Below are 16109 nucleotides of genomic sequence, written 5' to 3'. Positions count from 1 at the left end.
CGAATCGCCCGCACGCTCGTCGATGGTCACGGTGGTGGGCCAGGATTGGGACGATGTGCGCGAGGCCCTCGACGGCGCCGCCGAAGAACGCATCGTGGTCAACATGGGCCCGCAGCACCCGTCCACCCACGGCGTGCTGCGCCTCATCCTCGAGATCGAGGGCGAGACGGTGACCGAGGCCCGGTGCGGAATCGGCTACCTGCACACCGGAATCGAGAAGAACCTCGAATTCCGCAACTGGGTGCAGGGTGTCACCTTCGTGACCCGCATGGACTATCTGTCCCCCCTGTTCAACGAGACCGCGTACTGCCTGGCGGTGGAACGGCTGCTCGGCATCACCGACGACATTCCCGATCGGGTGAGCATCATCCGGGTCATGCTGATGGAGCTCAATCGCATCTCCTCGCATCTGGTGGCGCTGGCCACCGGCGGTATGGAACTCGGTGCGCTGACTCCGATGCTGTTCGGATTCCGCGAGCGCGAGCTGATTCTCGACATCTTCGAAAACGTGACCGGCCTGCGTATGAACCATGCCTACATCCGGCCGGGCGGACTGGCACAGGACCTGCCCTACGACGCGGTCGGCAAGATCCGGGATCTGCTGGCGCTCATGCCGAAACGGCTGCGCGACATGGAGTTGCTGCTCAACGAGAATCCGATCTTCAAGGCCCGCACCCGCGGCATCGGATATCTCGATCTGCCCGCGTGCATGGCGCTCGGTGTCACCGGGCCGGTGCTGCGATCCACCGGCCTGCCGCACGACCTGCGCAGGTCCCAGCCCTACTGCGGTTACGAGAGCTACGAATTCGATGTCGTGACCGATGCCGGCTGCGACTGCTACGGCCGCTATCTGATCCGGATCAAGGAGATGAAGGAGTCGCTGAAGATCGCCGAGCAGTGCCTGGACCGCCTGCGCCCCGGTCCGGTGATGGTGAGCGACAAGAAGATCGCGTGGCCCGCCGATCTGAAGCTCGGACCCGACGGGCTCGGGAATTCGCCCGAGCACATCGGCACCATCATGGGCACGTCGATGGAAGGGCTCATCCACCACTTCAAGCTGGTCACCGAGGGGATGCGAGTCCCGCCGGGCCAGGTCTACACGGCGGTCGAATCACCGCGTGGGGAATTGGGAGTGCATATGGTCTCCGACGGCGGCACGCGGCCCTATCGCGTGCACTTCCGCGATCCGTCGTTCACCAATCTGCAGGCGGTGGCGGCGATGTGCGAGGGCGGCATGGTCGCCGACGTGATCGCCTCGGTCGCCAGTATCGATCCGGTGATGGGTGGTGTGGACCGATGACCGCCGAACCGATCCCGGCCACCTCCGCCCGGCCGAACATCGTGGCGCTGGAGTTGTCCCGCCGCCCGGTGCCGTTCCCGCCCCAGGTCGAGCGGCGTCTGCGCGAAGAGGCCCGCGTCATCATCGACCGCTATCCGCAATCCCGATCGGCCCTGCTCCCGTTGCTGCATCTGGTGCAGAGCGTCGAAGGATTCGTGTCGAGTACCGGAATCGCCTTCTGCGCAGAACAACTCGGCCTGACCGATGCCGAGGTCACCGCCGTGGCGACCTTCTACACCATGTACCGCCGCACCCCGACCGGTGAGCATCACGTCGGCGTCTGCACGAACACGCTGTGCGCCGTCATGGGTGGCGACGAGATATTGGCAACTCTCGCAGCACATCTCGGCACGGCCGCGGGCGAGACGACCGCCGACGGCACCGTCACCCTCGACCATGTCGAGTGCAACGCCGCCTGTGACTACGCCCCGGTGGTGATGGTCGACTGGGAGTTCTTCGACAATCAGACACCCGAATCGGCACGGGCTCTGGTGGACTCGTTGCGCGCGGGTGAGCAGGTCACCGGATCCCGCAGCGGCGCTCCGGTGTGCACCTTCCGCGAGACCGCCCGGATTCTCGCCGGATTTCCCGATCGGCGCGCGGGTGCCAACGACGGCGAGCCCGGCCCGGCCACCCTGGCCGGGCTGCGTGTCGCGCGGGGCGAACCGATGCCGGACGCGGATGCTCCCCGGTCCGATGCGGGGGAACAGCGATGACACTGGCGCCCGTACTCACCCGCTACTGGGACGAACCCCGCTCCTGGACACTGGACACCTACCGCCGGTACGACGGCTACCGCGCGCTGTCGCGGGCGCTGGGCATGGCTCCCGACGAGGTCATCGCCATGGTGAAGGACGCCGGTCTGCGCGGTCGCGGCGGTGCCGGATTCCCGACCGGGATGAAGTGGGGTTTCATCCCGCAGGACCGCGAGGGCTCCCCTGCCGCGGGCAAGCCGCATTATCTGGTCGTCAATGCCGACGAGTCCGAGCCCGGAACGTGCAAGGACATGCCGCTGATGATGGCGACACCGCACGTACTCATCGAGGGCGCGATCATCGCCGCCTACGCCATTCGCGCATCGCATGCGTTCATCTATGTCCGCGGTGAGGTGCTACCGGTCCTGCGCCGGTTGCAGGCGGCGGTCGAAGAGGCTTATGCGGCAGGCTATCTCGGCCGTGACATCCTCGGCTCCGGATTCGATCTCGAGCTGATCGTGCACGCCGGCGCCGGAGCCTACATCTGCGGTGAGGAGACCGCGCTGCTCGACTCGCTCGAGGGCCGCCGCGGCCAGCCCCGGCTGCGTCCGCCGTTCCCGGCGGTCGCGGGCCTGTACGCCTGCCCGACAGTGGTCAACAATGTGGAATCGATCGCCAGCGTGCCCGCGATCCTCACCAACGGCATCGAGTGGTTCCGGTCGATGGGATCGGAGAAATCGCCCGGCTTCACCTTGTATTCGCTGTCGGGGCACGTCACCCGGCCCGGACAGTACGAGGCCCCCCTCGGGGTGACCCTGCGCGAACTGCTCGAACACGCCGGCGGATTGCGGGCCGGGCACACGCTCAAGTTCTGGACGCCCGGCGGATCCTCGACGCCCCTGTTCACCGACGAGCACCTCGATGTCGCACTCGACTACGAGGGCGTGGGCGCGGCCGGGTCGATGCTGGGCACCAAGGCGCTGCAGATCTTCGACGACACCACCTGCGTGGTACGCGCGGTGCTGCGCTGGACCGAGTTCTACGCACACGAGTCCTGCGGTAAATGCACCCCCTGCCGCGAGGGCACCTACTGGCTCGTCCAGTTGCTGCAGCGCCTCGAGTCCGGCGCCGGAACCGACACCGATATCGCGACGCTGCTCGATATCGCCGACAACATCAACGGCAAATCCTTCTGCGCGCTCGGTGACGGTGCGGCCAGCCCGATCATCTCCTCGCTCCGATACTTCCGCGACGAATTCGACGACCACATCCGGCTGGGCCGGTGCCCATTCGATCCCGCCCGCTCGACCGCATGGGCCGCCTCCTCCGATACGGCCGATGCCACGCCCGACCGAGGAGTGCGATGACCGCGACCGTCAGCCACGACAGCAGTGGCGTCATACCCCAGGATCTGGTCACCGTCACCATCGACGACTCGACGGTGTCGGTCCCCGCCGGAACCCTGCTGATCCGCGCCGCGGAACTCGCCGGGATCCAGATCCCCCGCTTCTGCGACCATCCCCTGCTCGAACCGGTCGGGGCGTGCCGCCAATGCCTCGTCGAGGTCGATGGGCAGCGCAAACCCGTCGCCTCCTGCACCATGGGCGTCGCGGAGGGAATGGTCGCGCACACCCAGCTCGGTTCACCGGCGGCGCAGCGGGCGCAGGCCGGGGTGATGGAGCTGCTGCTGATCAATCATCCGCTGGACTGCCCGGTGTGTGACAAGGGCGGCGAATGCCCGCTGCAGAACCAGGCGATGTCCAGCGGCCGGCCGGAATCGCGATTCGAGGGCGTCAAACGCACCTACCCCAAGCCGATTCCGCTGTCACCGGCGGTCCTGCTGGATCGGGAGCGGTGTGTGCTGTGCGCCCGGTGCACCCGATTCTCGCAGCAGATCGCGGGTGACCCGTTCATCGAACTCCTCGACCGGGGCGCACTGCAGCAGGTGGGGATCGCCGAGGGCGAGCCGATGGACTCGTACTTCTCCGGGAACACGGTGCAGATCTGCCCGGTCGGCGCGCTGACCGGCACGACCTACCGTTTCCGGGCGCGGCCCTTCGACCTGGTATCGAGTCCCGCGGTGTGTGAGCACTGTGCCGCCGGTTGCGCGCAGCGCACCGATCATCGGCGTGGAAAGGTGCTGCGGCGCTTGGCCGGTGACGATCCGGAGGTCAACGAGGAGTGGAACTGCGACAAGGGCCGCTGGGCCTTCGCCTACGCCACCGAACCGGATCGCCTCACCACCCCGCTGGTCCGCGACGAGAACGGTCAGCTCGTCGCGGCGTCCTGGTCGGAGGCACTCGCCCGGGCCGGCGCCGGACTGGCCGCCGCGCACGGTGACGCCGGTGTCCTGGTCGGTGGCCGGGTCACCGTCGAAGATGCCTACGCGTATGCGAAATTCGCCCGAATCGCACTGGGCACCAACGATATCGACTTCCGGGCGCGGGCCTGCTCGGCCGAGGAATCGGACTTCCTGGCGGCATCGGTCGCCGGGCGCGGTGTGTCCGTGGACTACACCGCACTCGAAACGGCGCCGGTCGTGGTGCTCGTGGGGCTCGAGCCCGAGGACGAATGCCCGATCCTGCATCTGCGCCTGCGCAAGGCCGTCCGCAGATCCGCCACCACGATCTACTCGCTGGCCGCCTGCACCACCCGCGGACTCCGGCGGCTCTCGGGCCGGCTGATCCCGACGGTTCCCGGTGACGAGGGCCGGCTGTTGCAGGCTCTCGCGGTATCCGGCGCCGGATACGAATGTCCGCCCGATCCACCCGGACTGGACGAACTCGCGCGCGCCCTGCGCACCCCCGGCGTGGTGATCCTGGCCGGAGAGCGCCTCGCGGCGATACCTGGTGCGTTGTCGGCGGTGGCGGCGCTCGCCGAGACCACCGAGGCCACGATCGCGTGGGTGCCCCGGCGCGCGGGCGAACGCGGCGCACTGGAGGCCGGCGCGCTGCCGCAACTGCTACCCGGTGGCCGCCCGATCGCGAATGCGCTTGCACGACAGCAGGTTCAACGTGTCTGGCAGGTCGACGAGCTGCCGTCGGCGCCGGGCCGTGACACCCGCTCGATGCTCTCCCCCGCCCGGCAGCCGGGCGCCCTGCTGATCGGCGGTGTCGAACTCGGCGACCTGCCCGATCCGGGCGCCGCACTCGCCGCCGTGACGGCCGCGCGGTTCGTGGTCAGTCTCGAACTGCGCCGCAGCGCGGTCACCGAGCTGGCCGACGTGGTGTTCCCGGTCGCGTCCGCGATGGAGAAAGCGGGCACCTTCCTCACCTGGGAGGGCCGGCCGCGCCCATTCGGCGCCGCCCTCGCCGATGCGACGGTCCGGCGGCAAGCGGCACCACTGGCCGACCATCGGGTCCTGCATTCACTGGCCGACGAGATGGGCGTGCGGCTGGCCCTGCCCACCGTCGAATCCGTCCGCGCCGAACTCGATGCGCTGGGCAGCTGGAACGGGCCCCGCCCGCAGCTGCCGTCCTACCCGCCGGTGCGGGTGCCCACCACCGAGACCGGCACCGCGATTCTCGGAGGCTGGCGCATGCTGCTCGACAACGGCCGCATGCAGGACGGCGAACCGAATCTCGCCGGCACCGCGCGGCCGGCGGTGGTGCGACTCTCCGCCGCCACCGCCGCCGAAATCGGTGTCACCACCGGCGATTCGGTGCGGGTGAGCACCGGGCACGGCCGCATCGTGGCGCCACTCGAAATCGCCGACATGCCCGATCGCGTCGTGTGGTTGCCGTGGAATTCGGGCGACTCGCAGGTCAACGACCGCCTCACGGCCGCGCTCGGGCACCGGGTGCGCATCCAACGGGAGGATCACCATGAGTGAGATGTCGCCGGCGGGGCTGCTCGCGGCGCCCGCCGATCTGACGGCCTTCGGCCACGATCCATGGTGGCTGGTCGTGGTCAAATCCATCGGGATCTTCGTCTTCCTGCTGCTGATCCCGCTGCTCGGCGTCGTCATCGAACGCAAGGTCGTGGCGTGGATGCAGATGCGGGTCGGCCCCAACCGGGTCGGGCCGCGCGGGTCACTGCAATCGATCGCCGACGGTGTGAAGATGCTCCTCAAGGAGGACATCATCCCCGCGATGGTCGACAAGCCGATCTACATTCTGGCGCCGATCGTCGCACTCATTCCGGCCGTGATGGCCTTCGCGGTGATCCCGCTCGGCCCGGAGGTGTCGATCTTCGGCACCCGCACTCCCCTGCAGCTCACCGACATGCCCGTCGGCGTGCTCTACATCCTGGCCATGGCCTCCATCGGCGTGTACGGGATCGTGCTGGCCGGGTGGTCGTCCGGATCGACCTATCCGCTGCTGGGCGGGCTGCGTTCCACCGCCCAGGTGATCTCCTACGAGATCGCGATGGCGGCCTGTTTCGCGGCGGTGTTCCTGCTGGCGGGGACGATGTCGACCTCCGGCATCGTCGAACGCCAGTGGGGCACCTGGAACGTGTGGCTGTTGCTGCCGTCGTTCCTCGTCTACGCGGTATCGATGGTCGGCGAGACCAACCGTGCCCCGTTCGATCTGCCCGAGGCCGAGGGTGAGCTGGTCGGCGGCTTCCACACCGAGTACTCCTCGCTGAAGTTCGCCATGTTCATGATGGCCGAGTACATCAACATGGGCACCGTCTCGGCGCTGGCGACCACGCTGTTCTTCGGCGGCTGGCATGCACCGTTCCCGGTCAATCTGTGGGACGGGGCGAATGCGGGCTGGTGGCCGCTGCTGTGGTTCACCCTCAAGGTGTGGACGTTCCTGTTCGTCTTCATCTGGCTGCGCGGCACACTGCCACGGCTGCGCTACGACCAGTTCATGAATCTCGGCTGGAAGCTGCTCATTCCGGTGTCGCTGCTGTGGGTGATGATCGTGGCGACGCTGAAGGTGATCCAGAACGAGGGCCACGATGTGCAGACCACGGGTCTGGTCGTCGCCGGGGTGATCATCTCGATCGGCCTGCTGGCCATCATGCTGCGTGCCGGTCACGCCGGTGACAATCCGCCGCTCCCGGAATCCTCCACATCGCAGCAGTTCGCGGATTTCCCGGTGCCGCCGATGCCCGCGGACGCGGCGCCGTCCGGGTCGAAAGCCGGTCTGCTGGCACCGCTGGCGGGATTCTGGGTCACCTTCGCCACGATGTTCAAGAAGAAGAACACCGAGTTCTATCCCGAACAGAAGGTACCCACCGCCGCCCGCTATCACGGCCGCCACCAGCTCAACCGGCATCCGGACGGACTGGAGAAATGCATCGGCTGCGAACTGTGCGCGTGGTCGTGCCCCGCCGACGCGATCTACGTCGAGGGCGCCGACAACACCGACGAGCAGCGGTACTCCCCCGGCGAACGCTACGGCAGCGTGTACCAGATCAACTATCTGCGCTGCATCGGCTGCGGACTGTGTATCGAGGCGTGCCCGACCCGGGCGCTGACGATGACCAACGAATACGAACTGGCCGATGACAATCGCGCCGATCTGATCTATGAGAAGGACCGGCTGCTGGCCCCGCTGGCCGAGGGCATGATCGCGCCCCCGCACGCGGCCTATCCCGGTGCCACCGAGGCCGACTACTACCTCGGTGCGGTTCCCGCCGCACCCGGCACCGACCTCGACACCGGACTCCGCACCGCCGCACCGGCGCCCGCAAACCCCGGCACGGCGAGCGCGGCCGTCGCGGCGCAGGGAGGTGCGCGATGAATCCCGCCGACATCCTCGCCGCCGAGGCGGTCGCCCGCACCGGAACCGGTGAGGCCGTGCTGTTCTGGGTGCTCGCGGTGATCGCGGTGGCCGGTGCCCTGGGCATGGTGTGCGCGCGCAAGGCCGTGCATTCGGCACTGTGCCTGGCGGCCACCATGATCACGCTGTCGGTGTTCTACATCGCGCAGGACGCGTTGTTCCTGGGCGTGGTGCAGATCGTGGTGTACACCGGCGCGGTCATGATGCTGTTCCTGTTCGTACTGATGCTCGTCGGCGTGGATTCGGCCGAGTCGCTGCGGGAGACCCTGCGTGGGCATCGCCTGGCGGTGATCGTGGTCGGCATCGGCTTCGGACTGCTGCTGATCGCGGCCATCGCGCGCGGCGTACGTGACGATTCGGTCGCCGTCACCGGGCCCGGCTTCGGCACCGATCCCATCTCCGCGCTCGCCGATCTGCTGTTCATCCGCTACGTATGGGCCTTCGAGCTCACCGGCGCACTGCTGATCACGGCGACCATCGGCGCGATGGTGCTGGCCCACCGGGAACGGTTCGGCCCGCGGACCGGTCAGCGCGAGCAATCCGAGCGCCGGCTGCGTGAGGGCCGGCGAATCACGCCGCTGCCGACCCCCGGCGTGTATGCCCGGCACAACGCGGTCGACGTACCGGCCCGGCTGCCCGACGGTTCCTTCGCCGAGGAGTCGGTGAGCACCATCCTGCGTCATCGACTCCGCCGGGCGCACACCGAATCCGCCCTCATCGGTATGCGAACCGGCAACGGCGACAACGATTCCGGGAACGCTCCCGGGACCGGGGCCGGGGCCGACGACGATTCCCCCTCCACACACGGCTGAGAGAGAGGCTCCGCGGTGAATCCGGACAACTACCTGTATCTGTCCGCACTGTTGTTCACCATCGGCGCGGCCGGGGTACTGGTGCGGCGCAACGCGATCGTGGTGTTCATGTGCATCGAGCTCATGCTCAACGCGGTGAATCTGGCCTTCGTCACCTTCGCTCGCCAGCATCACAACCTCGACGGCCAGGTGTTCGCCTTCTTCACCATGGTGGTGGCCGCCGCCGAAGTGGTGGTGGGGCTCGCGATCATCATGACCATCTTCCGTACCCGCCGCTCGACCTCGGTCGACGACGCCAACCTGTTGAAGTACTGACGTGGATACCGGGAATCTGCTGTGGCTGCTGCCGGCCCTCCCCGCCGCCGGCGCCCTCGTCCTGCTGCTCACGGGACGGATCAGCGACCGCTGGGGACACTGGCTCGGATGTGGCACCGCCCTGGGCGCGTTCGGTGTCGCGGTGTGGGCGTTCGTGGCGATGCTCGGGCGCGCGGACACGGCCCGCCCCATCGCGCACAACTTCTTCGACTGGGTGCCGGTGGCGGGACTGCAGGCCCAGTTCGCCCTGCAGCTCGATCAGCTGACGATGTGCTTCGTCCTGCTGATCACCGGCGTCGGCTCGCTCATCCACATCTACTCGGTCGGCTACATGGCCCACGATCCGGCGCGGCGGCGATTCTTCGCCTACCTCAACCTGTTCCTCGCCGCGATGCTCGTCCTGGTCATGGCCGACAACTATCTGGTGCTCTATCTCGGCTGGGAGGGCGTCGGCCTCGCGTCCTACCTGCTGATCGGGTTCTGGCACGAGAAGCCCAGTGCCGCAGCGGCGGCGAAGAAGGCGTTCATCGTCAACCGGGTCGGTGACATGGGGCTGGCGATCGCGCTGTTCCTCATGTTCGCGACCTTCGGCTCGGTGGACTTCGGGCAGGTGTTCGCGGGCGTCGGCCAGGCGAGCCAGGGCACCCTCACCGCACTGGGACTGTTGCTGCTGCTCGGCGCCTGCGGTAAATCGGCGCAGGTACCGCTGCAGTCGTGGCTCGGGGATGCGATGGAGGGTCCGACCCCGGTGTCGGCGCTGATCCACGCGGCGACCATGGTGACCGCGGGCGTGTACCTGATCGCGCGGTCCAATCCCCTCTTCGATGCCGCGCCCGCCGCGCGCGCCGCGGTCCTCGTCGTCGGCGCGGTGACCCTGCTCTTCGGCGCCGTGATCGGTTGTGCGAAGGACGACATCAAGAAGGCGCTGGCCGCCTCCACCATGAGCCAGATCGGTTACATGGTGCTGGCCGCGGGACTGGGCCCGGCCGGATACGCGGTGGCGATCATGCATCTGCTCACCCACGGCTTCTTCAAGGCCGGGTTGTTCCTCGGCGCGGGCTCGGTCATGCACGCCATGAACGACGAGACCGATATGCGGCGCTACGGCGGATTGCGCACCTATCTGCCGATCACCTTCGTCACGTTCGGTCTGGGATATCTGGCGATCATCGGCGTTCCGCCGTTCGCGGGGTTCTTCTCCAAGGACCGCATCATCGAGGCGGCGTTCGGATACGGCGGCGCCGCGGGCATCACTCTGGGCGCGGCGGCCCTGCTGGGCGCCGGGATCACCGCGTTCTACATGACCCGGGTGGTGCTGCTGACGTTCTTCGGCGAAAAGCGCTGGGCGCCAACCGATACCGGCGCGGAGCCGAATCCACACGAAGCACCGGCCTCGATGACCGGGCCGATGATCGTGCTCGCACTCGGATCGGTGTTCTCCGGTGGCATCTTCGTCTTCGGTTCCTCGCTGCAGGACTGGCTGGCCCCGGTCGTCGGCACCGAACATCACGAGAGTGCCGTCCCGGCGTGGGTTGTCACCGTCGCCGCGCTGGTGGTCGTCGCGATCGGGGTGGGCATCGCCTACCGTTCCTACGCGACGGCGCCGGTGCCGCGCACCGCACCCGAGCGGGTGACGCCGTTGACGGTGGCCGCGCGCCGCGATCTCTACGGTGACGCGTTCAACGAGGCGGCGTTCATGCGCCCCGGCACCCATCTGACCCGTTCGCTGGTCTTCCTCGACAATCGCGGTATCGACGGCGTCGTCAATTCCGTCGCCGCGGTGATCGGGGGGCTGTCGGCTCGAATCCGGCGCGTACAGACCGGATTCGTGCGGTCCTACGCCCTGTCCATGTTCACCGGCGCGGCCCTGGTGGTCGCGGCCCTGCTGGCGGTGAGGTTGCTGTGACGGAGTATCCCTGGCTGACCACACTGTGGCTGCTGCCCCTGGCCGGTGCCGCTGTCGTGCTGGTGGTTCCGGCCGCACGCCGCACCCTGGCCCGTGCCACCGGTGTGGTGATCGCGCTCGCGACACTGGCGGTCGCGATCGTGGTGGCGGTGCGATTCGATCCCGGCGGGCCGCAGTATCAACTCGTCGAATCCCACCGCTGGATACCGGCTTTCGGCGCCGGCTACACCCTCGGTGTGGACGGCATCGCACTGGTGTTGCTGCTGCTGACCGCAGCGCTGGTCCCGCTGCTCATCGTGGCGGGCTGGAAGGACGACCGGGCCGCGGGAACCGGGCGGCGGGTCGCCCACATCTATGTGGCACTGACGCTCGTCGTCGAGTCCATGGTCCTGATCTCGTTCGTCTCGCTCGACATTCTGCTGTTCTACGTGTTCTTCGAGGTCATGCTGATCCCGATGTACTTCCTCATCGGCGGATTCGGCCCCCGCGCCGCCGGTGACGGATCGGCGGCCGCGGAACTGGCCCAGCGCCAGCAGCGTTCGCGCGCGGCGGTGAAGTTCCTGCTGTACAACCTGTTCGGCGGATTGATCATGCTGGCCGCGGTGATCGGACTGTATGTCCTCACGGCGCGCGCACATCTCGGCGGTGACAACGGGACCTTCGATTTCCGCGCGGTCAGTGCCGCCGCGAACTCCGGCCAGCTCGGCGCGGCGCCCGCGGTGCTCAACGCGCTGTTCCTCGGATTCATGTTCGCCTTCGCGGTCAAGGCGCCGCTGTGGCCGCTGCACACCTGGCTACCGGGGGCGGCGGTATCGGCCACCCCGGCCAGCGCGGTACTGATGATGGCGGTGGTGGACAAGGTGGGCACCTTCGGCATGCTGCGCTACTGCCTGCTGTTGTTCCCGTCCGCCTCGAGCACCTACGCACCGCTGATCAGTGCGCTGGCGGTGATCGGGATCCTGTACGGAGCGTTGCTGGCGATCGGGCAGACCGATGTGATGCGGTTGATCGCCTACACCTCGATCTCGCATTTCGGATTCATCATCCTGGGCATCTTCGCGATGACCAACCAGGGTGGCTCGGGTGCGACGCTGTACATGGTCAATCACGGCATCTCCACCGCCGCGCTGTTCCTGATCGCCGGTTTCCTGGTCTCGCGCCGCGGCACCCGGGTCATCGCGGAGTTCGGCGGTGTGCAGAAGGTCGCTCCCGTGCTGGCCGGTACCTTCCTGATCGCGGGTCTGGCCACCTTGTCGCTGCCGGGTCTCGCGCCTTTCGTCAGCGAATTCCTGGTCCTGGCCGGAACCTTCACCCGATATCCGGTCGCGGCCGTCTTCGCCACGGGCGCACTGGTATTGGCGGCCTTGTATGTGCTGTGGCTCTACCAGCGCATGATGACCGGGCCGGTGCGCAAGGGCATGGAGCGGCTACCGGATCTGTTGCCCCGCGAACTGGTCGTCGTGGTGCCGTTGATCCTGGCGCTGCTGCTGCTGGGCGCCTATCCGAAGCCGGTGCTCGATCGCATCAATCCCGCGGTGGCCGGCACCCTGACCACGATCGGCAAACACGATCCGGCGCCCACCGTCACCCCGGAGGCGGCGACCGGACCGGCCGCCACCACCCCGAGCGGAGGTAACCAGCGGTGAATCAGATTCTGGCGGCGACGGTTCCGGCGCCCTCGATCGAATACCACGCCCTGTCACCGATGCTGGTCGTGTTCGGTGTGGCCGTGGCCGGTGTCATCGCCGAGGCGTTCCTGCCGCGTTCGTGGCGCTATCCGGTGCACCTGGTCCTCGCCTTCGGCGGGCTGGTGGCGGCCCTGGTCGCGGTGATCGCGCTGCGGGGTACCCATGCCACCGTCGCGGTCGGGGCGGTGGCGATCGACAATGTGACACTGATGCTGCAGGGCACCATCCTCGTGGTGGCCCTCCTCGCGGTCGCGCTGATGGCCGAACGCGGTGTCGAACCACGGCTCGCCCGGGCGAGCCGGGAAGGGCCGGGTACCTGGAGCCGGGCCGCGGCCCTGTCGTCCGGCGCCGTCGTGATCGACGGGTTCACGCCGCAGGCCGCCGCGGTTCCGGGCAGCTCCGACGAGATCGCCGCGGCGCGTGCGGGTTTCACCACCACCGAGGTGTTCCCGCTGACGTTGTTCGCGGTCGGTGGCATGCTGCTGTTCCCCGCCGCCAACGATCTGCTGTCGATGTTCGTGGCGCTCGAGGTGCTGTCGCTGCCGCTGTATCTGCTGTGCGGTCTGGCGCGGCGGCGCCGGTTGCTCTCCCAGGAGGCGGCACTGAAGTACTTCCTGCTGGGTGCCTTCGCCTCGGCCTTCTTCCTCTACGGCATGGCCCTGCTGTACGGCTACGCCGGGACGGTGCGCCTGTCCGGGATCGCCGCGGCGGTGGCCCGGGATTCCGGCTCGAAAACCCTTGCGGTGCTGGGCGTGGCGATGCTCGTGGTCGGATTGCTGTTCAAGATCGGCGCGGTGCCCTTCCAGTCCTGGGTACCCGACGTGTATCAGGGCGCGCCCACCGCGGTCACCGCGTTCATGGCGGCGGCCACCAAGATCGCCGCGGTGGGAGCACTGCTGCGGGTGCTGTATGTCGCGGTGCCCGGGCTCAGCGCGGACTGGCGGCCGATTCTGGGCGCGGTCGCCATCGCGACCATGGTGCTCGGAGCCGTCATGGCGGTCACCCAGACGGATGTGAAGCGGATGCTCGCGTATTCGTCGGTCGCGCACGCCGGATTCATTCTCACCGCACTGGTGGCAGCGAATTCCGACGGCGTGTCGTCGGTGCTGTTCTACCTGGCCGCCTACGGGGTGAGCACGATCGGCGCGTTCGCGGTGGTCACTCTGGTGCGTGACCGCGTCGGCGACGAGGCGACCGCGCTGTCCGCATGGGCCGGGCTCGGACGCCGATCTCCGTGGCTCGCCACGGTTTTCGCGCTGTTTCTGCTCTCCTTCGCCGGTATTCCACTGACGAGCGGATTCGTCAGCAAGTTCGCGGTGTTCGCCGCGGCCGCGGGCGGAAATGCGGTGGCCCTGGTGATCGTGGGTGTGGTGGCCAGCGCGATCGCCGCGTTCTTCTACATCCGCGTCATCGTGCAGATGTTCTTCACCGATCCGCCGGACGCACCACCGGTGGTGGTGGCGGCACCGGTCACCACCGTCGTCATCGCCGTCACCGGCGCTGTGACCCTCGCACTCGGCATCGCGCCGCAGCCCCTGCTCGACCTGGCGGATCGGGCGGTGGGTTTCGTCAGCGGCTGACGTGCCGACCGCCGGGCCCGCAACGGTTCTCGTGAACGCTGCTCCGAAACGGCAACGGTGGCTCTAGGATCGACCGGCATACGCCGCCCCCCACAGAAGCAGGTGTCATGTCCGACAACGCCACCCAGGTGGATCAGTCCAAGCCGAGCATCGCCCGCGTGTACGACTACCTACTGGGCGGCCGCGACAATTACGCGGTCGATCGAGAGGTCGGCGACTACTTCATCAACGATCTGCCCGGTTCGGTCGCGATCGCCTACGCCAACCGGCAGGCCATGATCCGCGCGGTGGGCGCGATCGCCGATTCCGGTGTGCGCCAGTTCATCGACATGGGCAGTGGCCTGCCCACCGTCGACAATGTGCACCAGGTCGCGCAGCGCCATCTCGACGCACCGCACGTGGTGTACGTCGACAGCGATCCGATCGTGCTGGCCCACGGCCGCGCACTGCTGTCGGAGGACGACAACACCACCGTCGTCCACGCCGATCTGCGGGAACCCGCGACGATCCTCGACCACCCGGAACTGAGCCGGCTCATCGATTTCGATCAGCCCGTGGCCGTGATCTTCAGCGCGATCCTGCATCACCTCAACAACGACGAGGATCCCGCCGAACTGGTCCGGTGGTGGACCGAGCGGCTCGCGCCCGGATCACAGGTCTACATCTCGCATTTCCGGTCCGGGTTCAACGAGGAGACCCAGGCGGCCGAGGAGAAGCTCCAGGCCACCTTCGGTCGCGGACGCTGGCGCTCGGACGAGGAGATCCTCGCCCTGTTCGGCGATCTCGAGATCCTCGAGCCGGGCCTGGAGATCTGCACCCGTTGGCGGCCCGCCGAACCCGACGAGAGCATTTCGCGTATCGGTCCGGCCGAGCGGGAACCGACGCTGTGGGAGCACTTGATTTCGTGCGCACTGGCCCGCAAGCCGTGATGCACCGCGCTCCGGACGCCGCGGGCGAGAAGCTGGAACCGTATTCGATGTGTGACGATCCGGCCGCGACGATCACGAGCGCCGTGGCAAGGGCGTCGAATTCACCGGTGCGGTCGGCGAACAGCGGCGGGGACGCCTGATCACTCTCCCCGTCCCGGGGGCCGCGGATATCGGTCGGTACGAACCGCCGCACCCGACCGCCCACGATCTGGAATGACCTCATCACCGACGGCCGGCCGGCCGCTACACTGCGCGGAGTATGTGTGCACCTCGCATCGTCCAGCTCGCCCACGACGGCGCCGACCACGCACCCCGGCCGCCACGACGCACACTGCGCGGCGCGGCCGGCCTCGCGGCACTCGCCGTCGCCACGACGGCGCACCGGGCGGCGGCGCACAGCGGATCGGTGATCGACCTCACCCACGCACCGGGGCCGGACACCCCTGTCTGGCCGGGTAATCCGCCGTTCGCCATGGTCCCCGTGGCCCCACAGGCGTTGGGCGGTTTCGCCCAGAACGCGATCGCACTGTGGGAGCACACCGGAACGCATCTCGACGCACCGCTCGGCGGATCGGCCGAATCATTGTCGGTGACCGATCTGGTGGCGCCGCTGATCGTCATCGATATCAGCGCGAAGGCGGCCTTCGATGTCGACGCCACGGTGACCATCGACGACATCGACGCCTTCGAGCGGATCTACGGCCGGATTCCCGAGCGTGCCTTCGTCGCCATGTACTCCGGCTGGGAACGCCGGCTCGCGGTACCCGCGGCATTCGTCAACCTCGACGATCACGGCACACCGCATACACCGGGCTTCGCCGCCGACGCCACGGAATACCTGGTGGCACAACGCGATATCGTCGGCGCCGGCGTAGACACCCTCAGCCTCGACCGCGGCGCCGATCTCGACTACGGCGCGCACACCGCATTGCTGGGCGCGGGCCGCTACGGCGTGGAGATGCTCGCCGCACTGGGCACCGTCGCGCCGACCGGCGCGACCGTCGTGATCGGAGCGCCCGAACGCGGCGGCGGCACCGGCGGTCCGTGCCGGGTGCTCGCGCTCACCTGAGCGGGTTCCGGTGCCCGCCGCGGGCTCGCGTCACGCCCGGCCGG

At 68.2% G+C, this 16109-nt stretch carries 12 protein-coding genes and 1 pseudogene; all 13 read left to right on the top strand.

What is annotated here, in order from left to right; genetic code table 11:
* Nucleotides 1–22 precede the first annotated feature (22 nt).
* Nucleotides 23–1300, top strand: a complete 1278-nt coding sequence (locus AB0L57_RS21820; protein ID WP_364965090.1) for an NADH-quinone oxidoreductase subunit D — start codon at nucleotides 23–25, stop codon at nucleotides 1298–1300.
* Nucleotides 1297–2055, top strand: a complete 759-nt coding sequence (nuoE, locus tag AB0L57_RS21815) for an NADH-quinone oxidoreductase subunit NuoE (protein WP_364964982.1) — start codon at nucleotides 1297–1299, stop codon at nucleotides 2053–2055. Before AB0L57_RS21820 ends, nuoE begins: the two co-directional genes overlap by 4 nt.
* On the top strand, nucleotides 2052–3401 hold the full coding sequence (gene nuoF, locus AB0L57_RS21810) for an NADH-quinone oxidoreductase subunit NuoF (RefSeq protein WP_364964980.1): 1350 nt from the start codon (nucleotides 2052–2054) through the stop codon (nucleotides 3399–3401). Before nuoE ends, nuoF begins: the two co-directional genes overlap by 4 nt.
* Entirely contained in the window at nucleotides 3398–5866 is a 2469-nt protein-coding gene (locus AB0L57_RS21805; RefSeq protein WP_364964977.1) for an NADH-quinone oxidoreductase subunit G, read from the top strand. Before nuoF ends, AB0L57_RS21805 begins: the two co-directional genes overlap by 4 nt.
* Nucleotide 5867: 1 nt before the next feature.
* A pseudogene (gene nuoH, locus AB0L57_RS21800) lies at nucleotides 5868–7115 on the top strand (NADH-quinone oxidoreductase subunit NuoH); the annotation flags it as partial.
* The gene (gene nuoI, locus AB0L57_RS21795) at nucleotides 7089–7727 is read left to right on the top strand and encodes an NADH-quinone oxidoreductase subunit NuoI (protein WP_364965087.1); all 639 of its coding nucleotides are present in this window, start codon (nucleotides 7089–7091) and stop codon (nucleotides 7725–7727) included. The pseudogene nuoH and the gene nuoI, both read left to right, overlap by 27 nt.
* Entirely contained in the window at nucleotides 7724–8578 is an 855-nt protein-coding gene (locus AB0L57_RS21790) for an NADH-quinone oxidoreductase subunit J (protein ID WP_364964974.1), read from the top strand. The genes nuoI and AB0L57_RS21790 overlap by 4 nt, the downstream gene beginning before the upstream one ends.
* Nucleotides 8579–8593: 15 nt before the next feature.
* Complete coding sequence (gene nuoK, locus AB0L57_RS21785; RefSeq protein ID WP_025350204.1) at nucleotides 8594–8893, top strand: NADH-quinone oxidoreductase subunit NuoK; 300 nt, start codon at nucleotides 8594–8596, stop codon at nucleotides 8891–8893.
* A 1-nt stretch (nucleotide 8894) separates the two neighbouring features.
* On the top strand, nucleotides 8895–10799 hold the full coding sequence (gene nuoL / locus AB0L57_RS21780) for an NADH-quinone oxidoreductase subunit L (protein ID WP_364964969.1): 1905 nt from the start codon (nucleotides 8895–8897) through the stop codon (nucleotides 10797–10799).
* The gene (locus tag AB0L57_RS21775; RefSeq protein WP_364964967.1) at nucleotides 10796–12445 is read left to right on the top strand and encodes an NADH-quinone oxidoreductase subunit M; all 1650 of its coding nucleotides are present in this window, start codon (nucleotides 10796–10798) and stop codon (nucleotides 12443–12445) included. The genes nuoL and AB0L57_RS21775 overlap by 4 nt, the downstream gene beginning before the upstream one ends.
* Nucleotides 12442–14067 (top strand): NADH-quinone oxidoreductase subunit NuoN, encoded by a 1626-nt coding sequence (gene nuoN / locus AB0L57_RS21770; RefSeq protein WP_364964965.1) that lies wholly within the window; start codon nucleotides 12442–12444, stop codon nucleotides 14065–14067. Before AB0L57_RS21775 ends, nuoN begins: the two co-directional genes overlap by 4 nt.
* 107 nt (nucleotides 14068–14174) lie before the next feature.
* Complete coding sequence (locus AB0L57_RS21765) at nucleotides 14175–14996, top strand: SAM-dependent methyltransferase (protein WP_364964962.1); 822 nt, start codon at nucleotides 14175–14177, stop codon at nucleotides 14994–14996.
* 259 nt (nucleotides 14997–15255) lie between these two features.
* Nucleotides 15256–16065, top strand: a complete 810-nt coding sequence (locus AB0L57_RS21760; RefSeq protein ID WP_364964960.1) for a cyclase family protein — start codon at nucleotides 15256–15258, stop codon at nucleotides 16063–16065.
* Nucleotides 16066–16109 lie beyond the last annotated feature (44 nt).

The sequence above is a fragment of the Nocardia sp. NPDC052254 genome (assembly GCF_040679495.1).
Taxonomy (GTDB): domain Bacteria; phylum Actinomycetota; class Actinomycetes; order Mycobacteriales; family Mycobacteriaceae; genus Nocardia.
Note: the sequence above shows the minus strand (reverse complement) of the source record. Positions and strands in the feature narration are given on the sequence as shown.